Source organism: Methylosinus sp. H3A, from assembly GCF_015709455.1.
Classification (GTDB): Bacteria; Pseudomonadota; Alphaproteobacteria; order Rhizobiales; family Beijerinckiaceae; genus Methylosinus.
In genome coordinates, this window is sequence record NZ_JADNQW010000005.1 from 2,580,954 (window position 1) to 2,599,948 (window position 18,995).

General features: G+C 65.5%; 16 protein-coding genes. 7 read left to right on the top strand and 9 right to left on the bottom strand.

The features are described 5' to 3' along the window. Genes IY145_RS15040 through IY145_RS15050 form a run of 3 tightly spaced genes read left to right on the top strand, consistent with a single transcriptional unit; the run spans position 1 to position 4,584 of the window. Entirely contained in the window at positions 1-3,126 is a 3,126-nt protein-coding gene (locus IY145_RS15040; RefSeq protein WP_196408950.1) for an efflux RND transporter permease subunit, read from the top strand. Further along, on the top strand, positions 3,123-3,731 hold the full coding sequence (locus IY145_RS15045; protein ID WP_196408951.1) for a TetR/AcrR family transcriptional regulator: 609 nt from the start codon (positions 3,123-3,125) through the stop codon (positions 3,729-3,731). Before IY145_RS15040 ends, IY145_RS15045 begins: the two co-directional genes overlap by 4 nt. Before the next feature lie 43 nt (positions 3,732-3,774). Continuing rightward, entirely contained in the window at positions 3,775-4,584 is an 810-nt protein-coding gene (locus IY145_RS15050) for a sulfite exporter TauE/SafE family protein (protein ID WP_196408952.1), read from the top strand. Positions 4,585-4,603: 19 nt separating this feature from the next. On the opposite strand, the gene IY145_RS15055 is transcribed toward IY145_RS15050, so the two are convergent. From IY145_RS15055 to IY145_RS15075, 5 genes are all read right to left on the bottom strand, one after another. Then, positions 4,604-6,433, bottom strand: a complete 1,830-nt coding sequence (locus IY145_RS15055) for a tetratricopeptide repeat protein (protein ID WP_196408953.1) — start codon at positions 6,431-6,433, stop codon at positions 4,604-4,606. 161 nt (positions 6,434-6,594) lie between these two features. Continuing rightward, positions 6,595-7,794: an ADP-forming succinate--CoA ligase subunit beta gene (sucC, locus tag IY145_RS15060; RefSeq protein WP_196408954.1), complete on the bottom strand. Its 1,200-nt coding sequence runs from the start codon at positions 7,792-7,794 to the stop codon at positions 6,595-6,597. Positions 7,795-7,900: 106 nt separating this feature from the next. Further along, a complete protein-coding gene (gene mdh, locus IY145_RS15065) occupies positions 7,901-8,863 on the bottom strand; it encodes a malate dehydrogenase (RefSeq protein WP_196408955.1) in 963 nt (320 codons plus the stop codon). A gap of 159 nt (positions 8,864-9,022) precedes the next feature. Then, positions 9,023-9,445, bottom strand: a complete 423-nt coding sequence (locus tag IY145_RS15070) for an EVE domain-containing protein (protein WP_196408956.1) — start codon at positions 9,443-9,445, stop codon at positions 9,023-9,025. Next, positions 9,445-9,732 carry a YciI family protein gene (locus tag IY145_RS15075; protein ID WP_196408957.1) on the bottom strand — a complete coding sequence of 96 codons (288 nt, stop codon included), beginning with the start codon at positions 9,730-9,732 and terminating at the stop codon, positions 9,445-9,447. Before IY145_RS15075 ends, IY145_RS15070 begins: the two co-directional genes overlap by 1 nt. Before the next feature lie 232 nt (positions 9,733-9,964). On the opposite strand from IY145_RS15075, the gene IY145_RS15080 reads away from it, so the two are divergent. From IY145_RS15080 to tsf, 3 genes are all read left to right on the top strand, one after another. Beyond that, positions 9,965-10,420: a GNAT family N-acetyltransferase gene (locus IY145_RS15080; RefSeq protein ID WP_196408958.1), complete on the top strand. Its 456-nt coding sequence runs from the start codon at positions 9,965-9,967 to the stop codon at positions 10,418-10,420. 184 nt (positions 10,421-10,604) lie between these two features. Further along, entirely contained in the window at positions 10,605-11,660 is a 1,056-nt protein-coding gene (locus tag IY145_RS15085; RefSeq protein WP_196408959.1) for a 30S ribosomal protein S2, read from the top strand. Between the two features lie 91 nt (positions 11,661-11,751). Then, on the top strand, positions 11,752-12,675 hold the full coding sequence (tsf, locus tag IY145_RS15090; protein WP_196408960.1) for a translation elongation factor Ts: 924 nt from the start codon (positions 11,752-11,754) through the stop codon (positions 12,673-12,675). Positions 12,676-12,853: 178 nt separating this feature from the next. Here tsf and IY145_RS15095 read toward each other — a convergent pair whose 3' ends face one another. Then, positions 12,854-13,492, bottom strand: coding sequence for an outer membrane protein (locus IY145_RS15095; RefSeq protein ID WP_196408961.1), 639 nt, complete (start codon positions 13,490-13,492; stop codon positions 12,854-12,856). A gap of 337 nt (positions 13,493-13,829) precedes the next feature. Between IY145_RS15095 and IY145_RS15100 the strand changes: the two genes are divergently transcribed. After that, complete coding sequence (locus IY145_RS15100) at positions 13,830-14,456, top strand: TetR/AcrR family transcriptional regulator (RefSeq protein WP_196408962.1); 627 nt, start codon at positions 13,830-13,832, stop codon at positions 14,454-14,456. Here the strand turns inward: IY145_RS15100 and IY145_RS15105 are convergent. The 3 genes from IY145_RS15105 to IY145_RS15115 all read right to left on the bottom strand — a co-directional run bounded on the left by IY145_RS15105 (position 14,432) and on the right by IY145_RS15115 (position 18,856). Continuing rightward, positions 14,432-16,366: a methyl-accepting chemotaxis protein gene (locus IY145_RS15105; protein WP_196408963.1), complete on the bottom strand. Its 1,935-nt coding sequence runs from the start codon at positions 16,364-16,366 to the stop codon at positions 14,432-14,434. The genes IY145_RS15100 and IY145_RS15105 overlap by 25 nt on opposite strands. Positions 16,367-16,679: 313 nt before the next feature. Beyond that, complete coding sequence (locus tag IY145_RS15110; protein ID WP_196408964.1) at positions 16,680-18,134, bottom strand: hypothetical protein; 1,455 nt, start codon at positions 18,132-18,134, stop codon at positions 16,680-16,682. A 41-nt stretch (positions 18,135-18,175) separates the two neighbouring features. Continuing rightward, a complete protein-coding gene (locus IY145_RS15115) occupies positions 18,176-18,856 on the bottom strand; it encodes a bifunctional 2-polyprenyl-6-hydroxyphenol methylase/3-demethylubiquinol 3-O-methyltransferase UbiG (RefSeq protein ID WP_196408965.1) in 681 nt (226 codons plus the stop codon). Positions 18,857-18,995: the final 139 nt, after the last annotated feature.

The following is an 18,995-nucleotide window of genomic DNA, read 5'->3' on the forward strand; positions in this document are numbered from 1 at the left end:
ATGAGCTTCAACCTGTCCCTCTGGGCCGTCAAACGTCAGACGCTCACTCTGGCGCTGATCCTGGCCGTCGCCATCGCCGGCTTCTATTCCTATTTCCGCCTCGGCCGCGCGGAGGATCCGTCCTTCACCATCAAGGTCGCCAATCTCACGGCGATCTGGCCGGGCGTCACTGCCCTGGAAATGCGCGACCAGGTGTCCGACCGTATCGAGAAGAAGCTGCAGGAGCTTCCCTTTCTCGAGAAGATCGAGACCTATGTGAAGCCGAGCTTTCTGGCGATGCAGGTGACCTTCAAGGACACGACGCCGCCCGCCCAGGTGCCCGGCCTCTTCTATCAATTGCGCAAGAAGCTCCGCGATATTCAGCCGGAGCTGCCGCAAGGCGTGCTCGGGCCCGACATCAACGATGAATTCGGCGACGTCGACGCGGTCCTCTACGCCGTTCACGGCGAGGGCGCCGATTATCACCAGCTCGACCGCATCGTCGAAATGTTCCGGCAGCGCCTCCTGGAGACGCCGGACATTGTGAAGGTCAATGTCTACGGTGGGCAGGACCGCAAGATCTTCGTGGAGTTCAGCCAGGCCAAGCTCGCCAATCTCGGCGTCACTCCGCAAGCGCTGTTCGAATCGCTCGCCAAGCAGAATGCGGTGAACGCCGCCGGCGTCTTCGAGACGCCGGCCAATCGCGTGCAATTGCGCGTCACCGGCGCGCTGAAGGGCGCAGAGGCCATCGCCGCGACGCCGGTGGAGGCGAATGGCCATGTGTTTCGCTTGGGCGACGTGGCCGATGTCGTCGCCGGCTATGAGGATCCGCCGAGCTTCCTCGCCCGCTACAAGGGCGAGCCGACGATCGTCGTCGGCGCGGTGATGGCGAAGGGCGGCAATGTGCTGACGCTCGGCAAGCAGCTCGACGCGACCATGGCCGAGGTCCGCGCCGAGACGCCGGTCGGCATAGAGATCACGCAGATCGCCGATCAGCCGAAGGTCGTCTCGCAGGCCGTCGGCGAGTTCACGCGCTCCTTCGTCGAGGCGCTCGTCATCGTGCTCTTCGTGAGCTTCGTCTCGCTGGGCTTTCGCACTGGGATCATCGTCGCTTTGTCGGCGCCTCTCGTGCTCGCCATCGTCTTCGTGTTCATGAATGCGTTCGGGATCGATCTGCAGCGCATCTCGCTCGGCGCGCTGATCATCGCGCTCGGCCTCCTCGTCGACGACGCCATCATCGCGGTCGAGATGATGACGGTGAAGATGGAGCAGGGCGCAGATCGAATAAGCGCGGCGACCTTCGCCTGGACGTCCACGGCCTTTCCCATGCTCACCGGCACTCTGGTGACGGTGGCGGGCTTCATGCCGGTCGGCTTCGCCGCCTCCTCGACCGGCGAATATACGGGCTCGCTGTTCTTCGTGCTCGCGGTGGCGCTCGTCGCCTCCTGGTTCGTCGCCGTTCTGTTCACGCCTTATCTCGGCGTGAAGCTGCTGCCGGATTTCTCGAGCCGCCAGCATCACGATCCCGAGGCGATCTATTCGACGCCCTTCTATCGCGGTCTGCGCGGGCTCGTGACCTGGGCCGTCGACAATCGCCTGCTCGTCGTCGGTGCGACGGCCGGCGTCTTCGTCGCGGCGCTGATCGGCTTCACTCATGTGCAGAAGCAATTTTTCCCGATCTCCGAGCGGCCGGAGCTGTTCTTCCAGCTGCGCATGCCGGAGGGCTCGTCGATTCTCGCCACGGCGACGGCGGTGGAGCAGGCCGAGACTCTGCTGAAGGGCGACGAGGACGCCGTCCATTACACGAGCTACATCGGGCGCGGCCCGCCGCGCTTCTGGCTCGGCCTCAGCCCGGCGCTGCCGAACGAGGCCTATGCGGAGATCGTCATCGTCGCCAAGGATCTCGAGGCGCGCGAGCGGCTGAAGCTGAGATTGACGAAGGCGCTGGACGAGGGGGCCGTCTCGCAGGCGCGCGCGCGCGTCGATCGCTTCAATTTCGGGCCGCCGGTCGGCTTTCCGGTGCAGTTTCGCGTTATCGGCCGCGATCCGACGGAAGTGCGCGCCATCGCCTATCGCGTGCGCGATCTGATGCGCGAGGACAAGGCCGTCGTCGAGCCGCATCTGCAATGGAACGAGCAGACGCCCGCCGTGCGACTGGTCATCGATCAGGACCGCGCGCGGACCATGGGCCTCACGCCGCAGGAGGTGGCGGCCCGCTTGCAGATGATGATCTCGGGCGTCACGATCACCAGCCTGCGCGACGGCATCGATCGCGTCGACGTCGTCGCGCGCGCCATTCCGGCCGAGCGCGGCGATCTCGGCCGGCTCGACGATATGGTGATTTTGACGCGGGCGGGCGCGCCGGTGCCGGTCTCGCAGATCGCCAACATCGTCTATGAGCATGAGGAGCCGATCATCTGGCGGCGCAATCGCAACATGCTCGTCACCGTGCGCGCCGATGTGAAAGACGGCGTGCAGGCGCCCGACGTCACCAATCGCATCTGGCCGCGCCTCGCCGAGCTGCGCGAGCATCTGCCGCCGGGCTATCGGATCGAGATCGGCGGCGCGATCGAGGAATCGGCCAAGGCCAATTCCTCCATCGCCGCGGTGGCTCCGGTCATGATTTTGGTCATGCTGGTCATCGTGATGTTCCAGCTGCAGGATTTCACGCGGCTCGGCCTGGTGATGATGAGCGCGCCGCTGGGGCTCATCGGAGCCTCGCTCGCGCTCAATCTGGCGAGCGCGCCTTTCGGCTTCGTCGCTCTGCTCGGCCTCATCGCGCTCTCCGGCATGGACATGCGCAATTCGATCATATTGGTCGATCAGGTGCGCCAGGATCTCGAAAAGGGCGCCAATTATCGCGAGGCCATCATCGGCGCCACAGTGCGCCGCGCGCGGCCGGTGGCGCTGACCGCGCTCGCCGCCATTCTCGGCATGATCCCGCTGACGCGCTCACTGTTCTGGGGCCCGATGGCGCTCACCATCATGGGCGGACTCTTCGTCGCGACCTTCCTCACCGTGCTGTTTCTGCCGGCGCTCTATGCGCTGTGGTTCCGCCGCCGCCTCGCCGATGCGCCGATCGAGACGCCTCCGCCGGCGCCCGCGGAATTCGGCTATGGCGAACTCGCGGAGAGGGCCGCCGAATGAGCGAGAGCGCCGCGCCCGCTGCTGCGCGCGGCGCAGAGCAGCGCGCCCGCATCGTCGCGACGGCCGAACGTCTGTTCCGGCTGATGGGCTTTCAGAAGACCACTGTCGCCGACATAGCGCGAGAGCTCGGCATGTCGCCGGCCAATGTCTATCGCTACTTCGGCGCCAAATCGGAGATCAACGCCGCCGTCGCGCGCCTGCTGACGGGAGAGGTGGAGGCGGTCGTCGACGCCATCGCCGATGGCCCGGGCGCGGCCGCCGAACGACTGCTATGGCTCGTCGAAACCAATGAGGCGATGAATCGCGAGCGCTATGTCGACGATCGCAAGCTGCACGACATCGTCGAGGCGGCGATGGCCGAGCATTGGCCGATCATCGGCGAGCACATCGCCCGTGTAGACGCGGCGATCGAACGGGTCATCGCGTCCGGCATGGAGAGTGGCGAGTTTCGTCGCGGCGACGCGCATCTCGCGGCGCGCCTCGTCCATTCGGCCTGCATTCGCTATTGCCATCCGCGCATACAGGTGGAATGCGCCGACCCCGGCGCGCCGAGCGCTGCGCAAATGGTGGAGTTCTGCCTGACGGCGCTGCGCGCCGGCAGGTGAAGCGGCGTGCTTTATCCAATCTATATTTGTGCATATATAGCTCATGCGCGCTTCTACGAACTCTTCCTCACTTCGGCGAAACGGTTTTGCCTCCTTCTCGAGCGGCGCTGCGATCGGCGTGCTCGGGGGGCTGATCGGTCTCGGTGGCGCAGAATTCCGCCTGCCGCTGTTGATCGGCCTGTTCGGCTTTCCAGCGCTCGAGGCGGTCATTTTGAACAAGGCGACGAGCCTCGTCGTTGTTGCCGCCGCGCTGCCCTTTCGCGCCCATGTGGCGAGCTTCGCGGATATTGCCGAGCATTGGCCCGTGATCGTAAATCTGCTGGCAGGCAGCTTGGTCGGCGCATGGCTCGGGGCGGGCTTCGCTGCGCGGATCGACTCCGGGACGCTTCATCGCATCATCGCGGTCGTGCTCGCTGGAATCGGCGTATTGTTGGCGTTCGGCCATGCCGGGACTGGGGGCGTCGCCGCTTTGGACGGCGCGTCGCTTATCGCGGCCGGCGTCGCGGCCGGTCTCGCGATCGGCGTCGTCGCCTCCATGCTCGGCGTCGCCGGCGGGGAATTGCTCATTCCCACATTGGTTCTGCTGTTCGGGGCCGACATAAAGCTCGCCGGCAGCCTTTCTCTGGCGGTCAGCCTACCGACGATGCTGATCGGTTTCCTGCGTTACAGCAAGACCGCCAATTTCGCCGCGCTCGGCGAAAATCGCGGCTTTCTCGGCATTATGGCGGCAGGATCTCTGTTCGGCGCCTTTGTCGGGGGACGGCTGCTCGGGATCGTGGCCGAAGACGTGCTACGGCCGTTCCTCGCGGCGATCCTGCTGGGCTCGGCCGCCAAAGTTTGGCGCAGCCGATGAAGGCGCGGAACTCCGCGCCTCAGCCGCCGTTCTTCTTCTTGGTCTGATCGCTGGCGATGGGCGAGGCGTCGCTCAGCCCTTTGTCGATCTTCTCGAGAATCTTCGGCAGATCGTCGGGGTCGGGATTCATGTCGCGCGCGTGGTTCCACTGGAAGCGCGCCTCGAGCTTGCGATTGACGCGCCAATAGGCGTCGCCGAGATGGTCGTTGATGACCGGATCGGAGGGCTTGAGATCGACCGCCTTCTCGAGCTCGCGCACCGCCTCCTCATAGCGGCCGAGCCGGTAATAGGCCCAGCCGAGACTGTCGACGACATAGCCGTCGCGGGCGCGCAGATCGACGGCGCGGCGCAGCATTTTGAACGCCTCGTCGAGATTGACGCCCTGATCCACCCAGGAATAACCGAGGTAGTTCAACACCAGCGGCTGGTCGGGATAGAGCTCCAGCGCCTTTTTGAGGTCGGCCTCGGCAGTCGGCCAGTTCTTGCGGCGCTCATTGGCGATGCCGCGGTAATAATAGAGCAGCCATTGGCTCTTGTCGGCCTGCGGCTGCAGATCGAGCACCTTGGTGTAGGTGGTCACCGAATCGGCGAACAGCTTGCGCGAGCGCTGGATGTTGCCGAGCGCGGTCAGCGCCTCCTGATCCTTGGGATTCTCGGCGATGACGGCCTGAAGATGATCGGTCGCCTCTTTGGTCTTGCCGAGCGTCTCCAGCAGCAGCGCCGCCTGCACATCGGCGTTGACGCGCAGCGGATTGTCCTTGGGCACGCTGTCGTAGAGATCGATGGCGATCTCCTCCTGCTTCATGCGCTCGTATATGTCGGCGAGCGTGATCGTCGCCAGCGCATTGTCTGGCGCGAGGAAGAGGGAGAGACGCAGATAGATGAGCGAGGCGAGCTCGTCGCCCTGCCGGCCGCCGATCGCGCCGAGGCCATAGAGCACTTCGGCCGCGCCGGCGTCGGCGTCACGCACGAAGGGGGCGAGCGGCTTGCCCGAATCGATATCGGCGATCGCCGCGGTGACGATCGGATGACGCGGGGCCAGATCGTCGAAGGAGCGATAGACGCGGCGCGCCTCCTCGCGGCTGCCATGCGCGACGAGGAAACGCGCATAGGCGTCGACGAGCCGCAGCGTATTGCGCTCGGAGCCATAGGCGGCCTTGAAGCGCTTCGTCGCCTCGGCCTTGTCGACGGTCTTGGCCGAATCGGAGATCAGCGCGGCGTGATAGTCGCGGAAGACGGCGAAGGCGTCTTCCTTGAGTTTGTCCGCCGTCGCCAGCGCCTGCTTCGTCTCGCCGGCGCCGGCATAGGCCCAAGCGGTGAGCAGAGTGGAGGTGACGTCGTGTTTGCGGTCCAGCCCGCCCTTGGCGAGAACCGCGCGGGCGCGGGCGAATTTCTTGGCCTTTATCGCCTCGACGCCGAGCGTCAGATTGGCGAGGCCATTGGCGCGGTCGAAGGAGGCGACGCGGGTGGCGAGCGAGACGGCCTCGCGCATATTGCCATTGGCGAGCGCGGCGACGAAGGCGCGCTCCGTCAGCTCGCGGTTGCGCGGATCGCTGCGCAGCGCCTCGCGGAAAAATGTGGAGGCGGCGAGCGTGTCGCGCTCCGCGCCGGCGACGATCGCGGCGAGATAATTGCCGGACGCGCTCTCGCCGACCTCGAAGGGCGTGGCGATGGAGAGGCTCGTCTCGCGGGCGTGGGCCATACCCTTGCCGAGGAACAAGTCCTTGCCGACGAAATCATCGGCCCCGAGCGAAAGAGCGCAAAAAGCCGCGGCGGCGCAGGCCGCGCGGGTCGAGAAAGAGCGAACGCGGCGCCGTTTCGGCGCATCGGACGAGAAAATTCTGTTCACGTGCTGTTTCCCGCAATCGGCCGCAGCGGCGCGGCGCCGGCTCGCCTCGAAAGAAGCCGCCGAGCGCCACCATCATGCGGGAAGATGGCTGTTTTGGGCCGCCCCCGCAAGTGCGAAATATCCCAGCGGGGGCTGCCGTCTTTTGTCGCGAAAGCGTCGCGTCAGCTTCGTCCGCGCACGGCGGCCACGATTTTCTGCGCGGCGTCGTCGAGGTCGTCGGCGGAGATCACGTCGAGGCCGGAGCCGGAGATGATCTCCTTGCCGAGCTCGACATTGGTGCCCTCGAGCCGCACCACGAGAGGAACGGCGAGCCCCACCTCCTTGACCGCGGCGATCACGCCCTCGGCGATCACGTCGCAGCGCATGATGCCGCCGAAGATGTTGACGAGAATGCCCTTCACCTTGGGGTCGGCGGTGATGATCTTGAAGGCCGCGGTGACTTTTTCCTTGGTCGCGCCGCCGCCGACATCGAGGAAGTTGGCCGGATTCTCGCCATAGAGCTTGATGATGTCCATCGTCGCCATGGCGAGGCCGGCGCCGTTCACCATGCAGCCGATGGCGCCGTCGAGCGCGATATAGGCGAGCTCATATTTCGAGGCCTCGATCTCCTTCTCGTCCTCCTCGGTCTTGTCGCGCAGCGCGACGACGTCCGGGTGGCGGTAGAGCGCATTGTCGTCGAAGGAGACCTTGGCGTCGAGGCAGCGCAGGCGCCCGTCCTTGGTGACGATCAGCGGATTGATCTCGAGCAGCTCCATATCCTTGGCCACGAAGGCGGAAAAGAGCCGCTCGGTGAGCGAGACCGCCTCTTTGACGAGGCCGCCGGAAAGGCCCAGCGCATCGGCGACGCGGCGGCCGTGATGCGGCAGAATGCCGGTCGCCGGATCGACGGAGAAGGTCACGATCTTCTCGGGCGTCGCATGGGCGACGGCCTCGATATCCGTGCCGCCCTCGGTGGAGACGACGAAGGAGATGCGCGAGGTGGCGCGGTCGATCAGTAGAGAGAGGTAGAATTCTTTGTCGATATCGGCGCCGTCCTCGATATAGAGGCGATTCACCTGCTTGCCGGCCTCGCCCGTCTGCGCGGTGACCAGCGTCGAGCCCAGCATTTCCTTGGCGTAGGTCTCGACCTCGTCGAGCGTGCGGGCGAGGCGCACGCCGCCCTTGTCGCCGGCGGAGGCCTCCTTGAACTTGCCCTTGCCGCGGCCGCCGGCGTGGATCTGCGCCTTGACCACATAGACGGGGCCGGGCAGGCCGCTTGCCGCCTGGCGCGCTTCGCCCGCCTCCAGCACGGGGGCGCCCTCGGCGACGGGGGCGCCGAACTCACGCAGAATGGCTTTGGCCTGATATTCGTGGATGTTCATCTTTCGTCGATCCTGATAGTTGCGTCGCGACAACGCGCCCCGAAAGGGGCGGAACAACGGCGGCTTCGCATGGGTCGGGCGAAAGCCGGGTCGGGCGAGGGCCGGGTCAGGCGAAGGCCGGGTCGAGCGCCTTGCTGGCGGCGATCAGAGTCTTCACCGAGGCCACCGATTTGTCGAACATCTGCCGCTCGGCGGCGTCGAGCGATATCTCGACGACGCGCTCCACGCCATTCGCGCCGATGACCACCGGCACGCCGACATAGAGCCCGCTGACGCCATATTGGCCGTCGAGATAGGCGGCGCAGGGCAGCACGCGGCGCTTGTCCTTCAGATAGCTCTCGGCCATTGCGATGGCCGCGGAGGCGGGGGCGTAATAGGCGGAGCCGGTCTTGAGCAGGCCGACGATCTCGCCGCCGCCCTTGCGCGTGCGGTCGACGATCGCGTCGATCTTGGCCTGCGTCGTCCAGCCCATGGCGACGAGATCGGGCAAAGGAACGCCCGCCACCGTCGAATAGCGCACGGAAGGAACCATGTCGTCGCCATGGCCGCCGAGCACGAAGGCGCTGACGTCCTCGACCGAGACATTGAGCTCCTCCGCCAAAAAGAAGCGGAAGCGGGCCGAATCGAGCACGCCGGCCATGCCGACGATTTTGTTGGTCGGCAGTCCGCTCGCCTTCTGCAGCGCCCAGACCATGACGTCGAGCGGATTGGTGATGCAGATGACGAAAGCGTTCGGCGCATAGGCCTTGACGCCCGCGCCGACCTTGGACACGACGCCGAGATTGATGGTGAGCAGATCGTCGCGGCTCATGCCCGGCTGGCGCGGCACGCCGGCGGTCACGATGACGACGTCGGCTCCGGCGATGGCGGAATAATCATCCGCGCCGGCGACGCGCGCGTCGAACCCCTCGATCGGCGAGGATTGGGAGAGGTCGAGCGCCTTGCCCTGAGGCACGCCGCTGGCGATATCGAAGAGTACGACATCGCCGAGCTCCTTGAGGCCGATGAGATGAGCCAGCGTGCCGCCGATATGGCCGGCGCCGATCAGGGCGATTTTCTTGCGCGCCATCGTTTCTCCTATGGGCGGGCCTAGAAATGAACTGCTAGCGCGCTTTTCGGCGTCTGAAAAGACGAGAGTCGCATCCGACAAGGGCTTCGCACGAAAATTGAGCAAGAACGCGCGCGGGCGTTTCACGGCCGCGAAAATGGGCTTTCCGAATTGGCTCTGCTAGAGCGCGTCCACGCCGCCGAGCGAAAGGATGAGTTTCCACTCCTCCTCGGTGACGGGCTGCACCGAAAGACGAGAATTATTGACGAGGACCATTTCGGCGAGGCGAGGGTCGGCCTTGATCTGCGCGAGGGTGACGGGCTTCTTCAATGGCGTGATCGCCTTTATGTCGACCATGCCGAATTTGCCGCTCTCATCCGTATGGTCCGGATAATAAGTCTCGATGACTTCCACCACGCCGACGACGGCCTTTTCCTCGTTGGAGTGATAGAAAAAGCCGCGCTCGCCCTTCTGCATCGCCATCAGATGTTTTTTGGCCAGATGGTTGCGCACGCCGTTCCAGAAGGTGCCCTTCGCTCCGGCCGCGACCTGCTGGTCCCAGGACCAGGTCTTGGGCTCGCTCTTGAACAGCCAATGCGCCATCAGAGCTCGGCCCCCACCACGCGCTTCCAGGGCTTGAGCTCGACACTCGAGAAGAGGTCCGCCTTGGCGTAAGGGTCGTCGGCGAGCAGCGCCTTCGCCGCCGCTTCATCCGCCGCCTCGACGATCAGCAGGGAGCCGACAGGCTTCTCGGCCGAATCGAGAAAGGGCCCGCCGAGCTTCACCGCGGCCGCATTGGCGGCGAGAAAGGCGAGATGCGCCTCCCGCGTGGCGAGTCGGAGCTCGACATGATTCGGCTTGTCCTGGCAGATGGCGACGAAGAGCGGCAAAGCGGCCTCGTGAAAAGGGGAAGTGACGGCGGGGCGGTGATTAGCAGATCGCGGGGGTGAGGTCGACAGAATTGGGCGCCCTCGCGTTAGCGAGGGTCGGATGACGGCTGCTGGCGACCGCTTCGTCGATTTCCATTATCTTATGGTTTTCTGAGGCAGGCCTCCGAGCGACGTGGCGAACGTCGGAAGAGTTCGGGATACTCCACCGAGGCGGTGACGAGGATCGATTTCCATGAATAATTTTGATGTGACAATTGGCTTGGTCGGCGCCGGCGACCTACCCGAGGCGCGTCATTTTTATGTCGAATGTGGATATGGCGGCGGCGTCGATGAATCCGATAAAGTCATCGCGGCGCACGATGCCGACGGTTCGATGATCGCGCTCGTTCGCTTGTGTTCGCATGAGCGCTTCACAGTTCTGCGAGGAATGCAGGTTCGTCGGCGATTTCAACGGCGAGGAGTTGGTGCGCGGTTGCTGCGCCACTGTCTCACTTTTCTCGAAAACACGACGGCGTTTTGTCTTCCCTATCGGTATCTCATACCATTCTACGGAACCGCGGGGTTTGTTCTCGCGGAAACATCACGACTGCCTGCGTTTCTTCGAGACCGATTGGCGCTATACTCGAGTTCCGGGCTGGAGACCGTCGCAATGGAACGCGAGTCTCGCGCTTCTGCAATATCGCAGTGATTGGCAGCGGTTTCGGGGGCGCCTTTCGTATCTCCACCCCGCTTGCCCCCACCGCCGTTCTCGCCTATAAGCCGCGCCATCCCACAGGCGAAAGTCTTACGGCTCCTGCTTCAAGGCGCCGTTCCGGTGGCCGGTTCTCCGGCTTCTCCACGCTTTCGCCGAGGCTAGAACCGGAGAAAAAACAATGGCGCTTCCCGATTTCACCATGCGCGGCCTGCTCGAGTCCGGCGCTCATTTCGGCCACCAGTCGCATCGCTGGAACCCGAAAATGGCTCCCTTCATTTTCGGCGCCCGCAACAATATCCACATCATCGATCTCGCCCAGACGGTGCCGCTGCTGCATCAGGCGCTGAAGATCGTCTCCGACACGGTCGCGCGCGGCGGCCGCGTGCTGTTCGTCGGCACCAAGCGTCAGGCGCAGGACCAGATCGCCGACGCCGCTCGTCGCAGCGCGCAATATTTCATCAATTCCCGTTGGCTGGGCGGCACGCTCACCAATTGGAAGACGATCTCCGGCTCCATCCAGCGCCTGCGCAAGCTCGACGAGCAGCTCGGCGCCGGCAGCGGCGGCGTGACCAAGAAGGAGCGTCTGCTCCTCACCCGCGAGCGCGACAAGCTCGAGAAGGCGCTGGGCGGCATCAAGGATATGGGCGGCACGCCGGACCTCATCTTCGTCATCGACACCAATAAGGAGCAGCTGGCGATCAAGGAGGCGAACCGCCTGAAGATCCCGGTGGTGGCGATCCTCGACACCAATTGCGATCCGGACGGCATCACTTTCCCCATCCCCGGCAACGACGATGCGGGCCGCGCCATCGCGCTCTATTGCGATCTCATCGCCCGCGCGGCGATCGATGGCATCTCGCGCAGCCAGGGCCTTTCGGGCGTCGATATCGGCGCGCTCGAGGCGCCCGTCGCGGAGCCGGCGCTCGGCCGGGTCCACGCCGATCTGCGCTCGCCCGAGGATGTCGCCGCCGAGGCGGCCGTCGAGGTCGATGTCGCGCTCGAGCCCTTCGAGCTGCTCACCGCCCCGCGCGGCGCGCCGGACGATCTCGCCAAGCTGCATGGCGTCGGCCCGCAGCTCGTCAAGAAGCTCAATGACGGCGGCATCTTCCATTATTGGCAGATCGCCGCTCTGACGCCGGCCGATGTCGAGAAGCTCGACCTGGATCTGAAGCTCAATGGCCGCATCGCCCGCGACGGCTGGGTCGATCAGGCGCGCTCGCTGGCCTCGGCCTGATTTCGCGCTAGCGTCACATTCACGCTCATAAGATCGCGCCGGCTCCGACGAGGGGCCGGCGTCCTAAGCTCTAGCTAGAGGTCGAGAACCCATGGCCCAGATCACCGCCGCTCTCGTCAAGGACCTGCGCGAAAGCACCGGCGCCGGCATGATGGATTGCAAGGCCGCGCTCACCGAGACCAATGGCGATATCGAAGCGGCCGTCGACTGGCTGCGTAAGAAAGGCCTGTCCAAGGCCGCCAAAAAGTCTGGCCGCGTGGCCGCGGAAGGCCTTGTCGCGGCCGTCGTCGGCGACGGCGTCGGCGTTGTCGTCGAGGTCAATTCCGAGACCGATTTCGTCGCCCGCAACGAAGACTTCCAGAAGCTCGTCGGCAATATCGCCCAGGTCGCTCTCACCACCGGGGCGCAAAACGCCGAGGAGCTCGCGACCAAGGCCTATCCGGGCGGCGGCACGGTCGCCGAGGCGATCACCACGGGCATCGCCACCATAGGCGAGAATCTGACGCTGCGCCGCGCCGCTTTCTATTCGGTGGAAGGCGCGGTCAATCGCTATGTGCATACGCAGATCGCCGACGGCCTCGGCAAGATCGCGGTGATCGTCGCGCTTGAGTCGAAGGGCGACAAGGAGGTGCTCTCGACGCTCGCGCGTCAGATCGCCATGCATGTCGCCTCGGCCAATCCGCTCGCTCTCGACGCTTCCGGCCTCGATCCCGCGACGGTCGAGCGCGAGAAGGCGCTGCTCGCCGAGAAGAACGCCGGCAAGCCGGCCAATGTGCTGGAGAAGATCATCGAGTCGGGCCTCAAGACCTATTACAAAGAGGTTCTGCTGCTCGATCAGCTCTCCAACCATCCGGACCATAACGGCAAGACGATCACCCAGACGCTCAAGGAGCACGAGGGCAAGGCCGGCGCGCCGATCGCCATCAAGGGCTTCGTGCGCTATGCGCTCGGCGAGGGCATAGAGAAAGAGACCAGCGATTTCGCCGCGGAAGTGGCGGCGGCGGCCAAAGGCTGATCGCCCCAAAGGGCTGATCGGATCGCGCATTTTCCCGGCCGTCACGGCGGCCGGGAATGGGTTTCCAACGAAAAAGGCGAAGCAGACCAGAGGTCGCTTCGCCTTTTTTATTGCTCGAGGCTCTGGCCCCGCACGCATGACCCGCTTTGAAAGAAGCCGGGCCATGCGGCGCCGGAGACTAGAACAGGTTGAAGTGGTAGTTCACGCCGGCGCGGACGGTGTGGAACTTGGCTTGCTGCGGACCCACGGTCCAGCCGCCGCCATTGCGCTCGAGATCGGTGTAGAGATACTCGACCTTGGCCGACCAGTTCGGCAGGAAGGCCCATTCGACGCCGCCGCCGGCGGTCCAGCCGGTGCGGGTGTCGTTGCCGAAAGGCGTGTTCAGCTCGCCATAGGCGAAGCCGCCCGTGCCATAGACGAAGAGCTGCGAGTCGAGCAGCGCGAAGCCGGCGCGGCCGCGCACCGTGCCGAACCAGGGCAGGCTCACATTGGCGTTGGCGAAGCTGTTGGAGCGCAGGCTCGTGCCCTGGAAGTCGGTCTCGAGACCGACGACGAAGAGCGGCGAGATCTGATAGTTGTAGCCGATCTGGCCGCCGCCCACGACGCCGCTGACGTCGCCCGCCGCGCCGAAGCTGTTGTCGGACTTGAAGGCGCCGCCGACATTGAGGCCGACATAGGCGCCCGTCCAGGAGAAGACCGGCGGCGGCGGCGCGAAGGCCGGCGCATCCTTGCGATAGGGCAGATCCGCCGCCTGAGCGGCGCCGACCGAGAGAAGCGCGGCGACCGCGAGAGCCGAAAGGCTGGTTTTGATATGCATGGAAACCTCCGAGGGACTTGAAAGAAACGCTTCAGTCGCCGCCCCCGACCAGAGCGAAGCTATGGGCCGAAAATCATCGAATCGGCCTGATTTGTCAACCGTGGTTGATTTCCTCGGCGAATGTGCCCGAGGGTGCGTCGGATGGAAATCCGGTCGAGCCCTACGTGGTTTCACCTTGCGGATGACGAGCGTCAGCTTGGCCTCGAATGGTTCACATTTCCCTAACCGGTAAATTTTGGAAGAATTTGGGCGCGCGCGCGCGTTGCGGCGCGAATGGCGATTGACGGCAACCGACGGTCGAACAATTGTATTTCCCATATCGGGAGAGGGATTCTCGATGCGGCCGGAAAATTCAGAAAAGCGCTCGGGGGAGCAGACGCGGCGGCGCATCCTCGCCGCGGCGATCACACGTTTCGCGCGCGCCTCCTATGAGGAGGTGAAGCTTCGCGATATAGCGGCGGATGTGGGCGTCGATGTGGCGTTGGTGCATCGATCCTTCGGTTCGAAGGAACAGCTGTTCGCCGCCGCCGTCGTCGACGCCTGTCCGGCGGCGCTATTGACGGCGGAGCGGAGCCGCCTCAGCGCATTGTTCTCGAGTTTCGCCTTCGAATCGCAGCAACACGAAGGCTTGCATATCTTCGTTCGTTCGCTGACGAGCCCGCTCGCGAGAGATTTGATTCGCGCCTGCTGCTACAGGGATTTCATCGGGCCTCTGGCCGCCAAGCTCGATGGGCCGGCGGCGCAGCAGCGGGCGGCGCTGTTCGTCTCCTGCCTCATCGGTTTCTCGCTGTTGCGTGAGGTGCTGCGGATCGAGCCGCTCCTCGCCGAGCAGGACAGCAGGCCGCTGATCGAGCGTCTTCTCGCCGCCTGTCTCGACGAGGACGGCGACGCGGCCCAGCGTCGGGAGACCACCGACGCCGAGCCATTGTCGGTGAGCGATCAGAATTCGTCCCAACCGTCCTGACTGGCCTGCGGCTCGCGCACGGCGCCGCCGCCGCCGGCGGACACGCGCTTCAACGCAGGGCGCGGCGCATGGACGGGCTTGTCGCCGAGCCGGAAGCTCATCACCGAACGCGTCAGCGCTTCCGTCTCCTTGCGCAGGCTATGGCTCGCGGCGGTGGTCTGCTCGACCATAGCGGCGTTCTTCTGCGTGTTCTGATCCATCAGATTGACGGCGGTGTTGATCTCGGCGAGGCCGGTCGCCTGCTCGCGCGCGCCGGCGGCGATGTCGGCGACGACCTTGTCGATCTCGGCGACCTGCGTGACGATCGTCGCGAGCGCCTTGCCGGTCGCGCCGACGAGATCGACGCCCTGTTCCACCTCGATCGTCGATGTGGAGATGAGGCCCTTGATCTCCTTGGCGGCCTCGGCGGAGCGCTGCGCCAGCGCGCGCACTTCCGAGGCGACGACGGCGAAGCCCTTGCCGGCCTCGCCGGCGCGCGCGGCCTCGACGCCGGCGTTCAGCGCCAGCAGATTGGTCTGGAAGGCGATTTCGTCGATGACGCCGATGATCTGTCCGATCTCCTGCGAGGATTTCTCGATCCGGCCCATGGCGTCGACAGCTCTGCGGACGATCGCGCCGCTCTTCTCGGCCTCGGTCTTGGTGGAGCCGACGATATGGCTCGCATGGACCGCCCCATCGGCGCTTTTTTTCACCGTGGTGGTGATTTCTTCGAGCGCGGCGGCCGTCTCTTCGAGGCCCGCGGCCTGCTGCTCCGTGCGGCGGGCGAGATCGTCCGCGGCGACGGAGATCTGGCTGGAGCCGGACTGGATGGCCTCGGCGCCGGCCGCCACGACGCCGAGCGCCGACTCCAGCTGGCCCATCGCCGAGTTGAAATCGCTCTGCAGCCGGCGATAGGTTGCGGGCATGTCGTCGGCGAGACGATAGGCGAGATTCTTCGAGGCGAGCTTCTCGAGGCCCTCGCCGATCGCCTGCAACGCCGTCTCGCGCTCTTTTTCGATCACGGCCTGCTCGGCCTTGCGGCGCGCTTCCGCCTCGTCACTGCGGCGTTGCTCCTCGGCCGCACGGGCCTCCACGGCCCGCAGCTCGAGCGCGTTGCGCTTGAACGTGTCGAGGGCTCTCGCCATCGCGCCCACCTCGTCGCCGCGTTCGACGCCCTCCACGGCGGCGCTCAATTCGCCCTTGGCGATATCGCCCATCTGCCCGGTGAGGCGCGTGATCGGAGCGCCGATCTTGCGGCTCGATATATAGACCGAGGCCGCGCCGCCGAGGAATATGGCGATCGCGCCGACGGCGAGCATCGTCCAGATCGTCGACTCGGTCTGGCGGCGCAGCTCTTCGCCGACGTGCTGGTTCTCCACCTCGGCCGCCCTATAGATCGCGCGCATTTCATCGGCGATCGCGCGGATTTCTTCGTCGGCGCCGCGCAGCAGCGACACGCATTTGGCGAGCTGATCCAGATCCTGCGGCTTCAGGCGCGAGCCGAGCTCGAGCGCCGGAAGCTCCTGGGCGATCGCGATCGCCGGCTTCGCCTGCTCGAAGACCTTGGCGAAGCGGTCGCGGAAGACTTTGATCTCCGCCGCGCGGACGGGCTCGAGCTGCATCGCCTCGCCGAGCAGCGCGTCGACGCGTGGGCCGACCGAGGCGGCCTCCTTCTGAGCGGCCCGAGAGATCGGCGAGTCCGAGTCATAGGCGATCATCTGATGGACCGAGAGGCCGAATTCGGTGATGGCGCGATTCGACCGCAGCAACTTCACCACCGCGGCATAGGAATGCTCGGTCAGATCTTCGTAACGCTGGCCGAGGTCGCTCATTCGATGGACGCCCAGCGCAGTGGCTCCGAGAAACAGCAGGCAAGTCAGGGCGAGCGGGAGAAGGCTCTTGGTGGTGAGCTTCAAATTGTCGAAACGCATCGAGAAAGCGTCCTTGTGAACAGTGATCGAGGGCGCGTCGGCGCAGCTCTCGGGCGTGGAGCCGACCTGTGCGCAATTGCAGCAGAGCCTAAGCAACAAAAGGTTTCTGAAATATCTATGGTTTCAACTTTTGCGCGGCGTCTAGGCCGCCTCCGCGCGCGCCGCGACGACAGACGAGAAAGGCCGCCGGGATTGCGGCGGCCTCGCTATTTTCCGATGGTGGCGGGCGTCGCGGGATCGGAGCTCGGTCCGATCCTCCCGCGCGGGAGCGGCTCGCGGAAAGTGTCTTCGGCGAGCGCCGCCGCGAACGCCGTCAGAGCTCCGCGGGGCGCTCCGGCGCGCTCCACAACTCCTCTGCGTAACCGCGCCTGATCCAGCTGCGGAAGCGGTAGCGCCGCGTGAAGCCGTAATCCGGCAGCAGCGCGCCGACCACCGACTGCCGGCCGGAGGAGCCGACCTCGCGATTGGCCTCCTGATTGACGCTGAGCAGCAGCGGAGCCCAACGGCCAATCCGTGCGAAATAGCTGCGGCAGACGGCGTCGCCCATCTCGGGGAAGGAGTCGCAATTGACGAGGATGTCGCTGGCGATGACGGTCGCATCGTCGATATCGGATGCGAGAACGAGGTCGACGCCCTCGCCCTGCGACGGCTCGCGAGGGTGGCGGAAGCGCACTTGCGCCTCGGGCAGGGCGCGGCGCAGCGAGAAGAACTGCAATGCGGCGACGGTCGGCAGGTCGACGATCGTGTAATGGCGCGCGCCGGCGAGCAGCGCGTAGCGCGCCGCCTTGCCGAAACCGCCGCCGATCTCGCAAATCTTCGGCCGCGCGACGCCGCTCGCCTCGATCGCGCGCAGGGCGAGATAGAGCGCCTGAATGTCGCGGCCGTGCAGCACGCCCTCGCCGATGGAAAGGCCATAGAGCCCGTCGAAGACCGCGGGCGGCGTGACCGCGAAGCCGAGCGCGGCCTCGATCTCGGCGACGAGCCGCCGCGAGGAGGCGACGAGCGTCTCGCCCACATAATCCTGCTCGGAGCATTCGACTCGCGCGAGGCCCAGATATTGCGCGAGCGAGGCCAGCATATCGTGGAAGGGCGCGACGGCGACCCGGCGGCCCTCCGGCGAGGCGGCGAGAAAGTCGTGATAGGCCTGCACGCCCTGTTCGAGCCCGGTGGCGACGGAGGATTTCTGCGCGTCGACGAGGCATTGCGCGAGCGCGCGCGGATCGCCGCCGTCGAGAAGCGCGAGAAGCGGCTGATGGCGCTTGGAGACGATATCCGTCCACATGGCGCCGCCGCCGCCCAATTGCCGCGCGCCCGGGCGGCTGGCGTGCTTCGCCCAGGCGCTCTGCAGCTCGGCGGCGATTTCGGCGTCGCGCTCGTCGACCCGGCGAAGCGACAGCGTCGGCTCGAGCCGCGGCAGGCCGCGCCGCGTAGAATTGATCAGCTCGCCCGAGAGGTTCTGCCGGCTCGAGCTGTCGAGCAGCCAGAACGCTTCGCCGCGCACACGCGCGGCCAGAGTCTCTTCGTGATAGTCGCCGTTCGGCAGATCGAAATGGAAGCCATAGCGACCATCGCCGAATCCGGCGCGCGCCAAATCCTCGCGCGGCTCGTCGGCGCGCGCTATGCCGACGACTGCGCCGGCGGAGCAGATCTCGACCTCGAAGCGATCACGCGGCCGCAGTCGGTCATAGACCCAGCCGGAGACGCGCCCGCCGCTCGCGCGGTCGACATAGCCAGAGAACTCCCTCTGCCGCTTGCGCGTGAAGAACATCGGCCGTGCTCCTTTTTGGAGCGCGCAAACTCTGCGTGTCGTTACTTGCGCGCAAAAATCGATAGCGCGGAGGAGTGGCCGTTCTCCGCTTCGCGAATGTCCGAAAATCCGGCTTTGTGCAATGTTTCGATCAGATTGCGACGCGTGAGCGTCGCCGCTCCCGCCGATTGCGCGCGGGCGGCCGCATCCTCCTGCACGATCTGCGAATGGATGAAGACCGCGTCGGCGCGGCGCGCGAGAAGCGCTACGCCGGCGAGCGGATCGGCGAAACGGCGCAGCGCGTCGCAGGCGACGACGAGATCATAGGTCTTGTCCGTCTCGCGCAGAAATCCCTCCAAATCGCCGAGCCAGAAGCGCGTTCGCGAGAGGCGCATGACTTCTTTGGCGATGAGGCAGCGAATGAATCCAGCCCGGCTCGGCTCGATCGCGTCCACGCGCGCGCCGGCGGATTCGAGAAGGAAGCTGTGGCTCGCTTCGCCGGGGGCGAGCTCGAGCGCCGAACGGCCTTCGAGCGAGCCGAAACAATCGATCGCCCATCGAATGCGCGCGTCGTCATGGGCTTCGAGCTCGCCCGCCGAGACGCCGCATTCGGGCGGAAAGGCGTAGCTCCATCCGCCGATCGCGTCGACGGCGTTCTGCAGGCGCGGAACGCTCGACACATAGGAGTCGAAAACCTCCGCCGGGGAGCGTTTCGGCAGTTTGCTTCGCAGCTTCCTCAGCATCGATCCGATCGTCCCTCACCGATGATCAGACCGCTTCTACGGTCTGACTTTTTCATTTGGAGCGAATTCCCATCGCTCGAACGACCTGGCTCGCGCGACAGCGCTCTGGCGGCGCGACGGCTCCCCGCGAGGCGGCGCG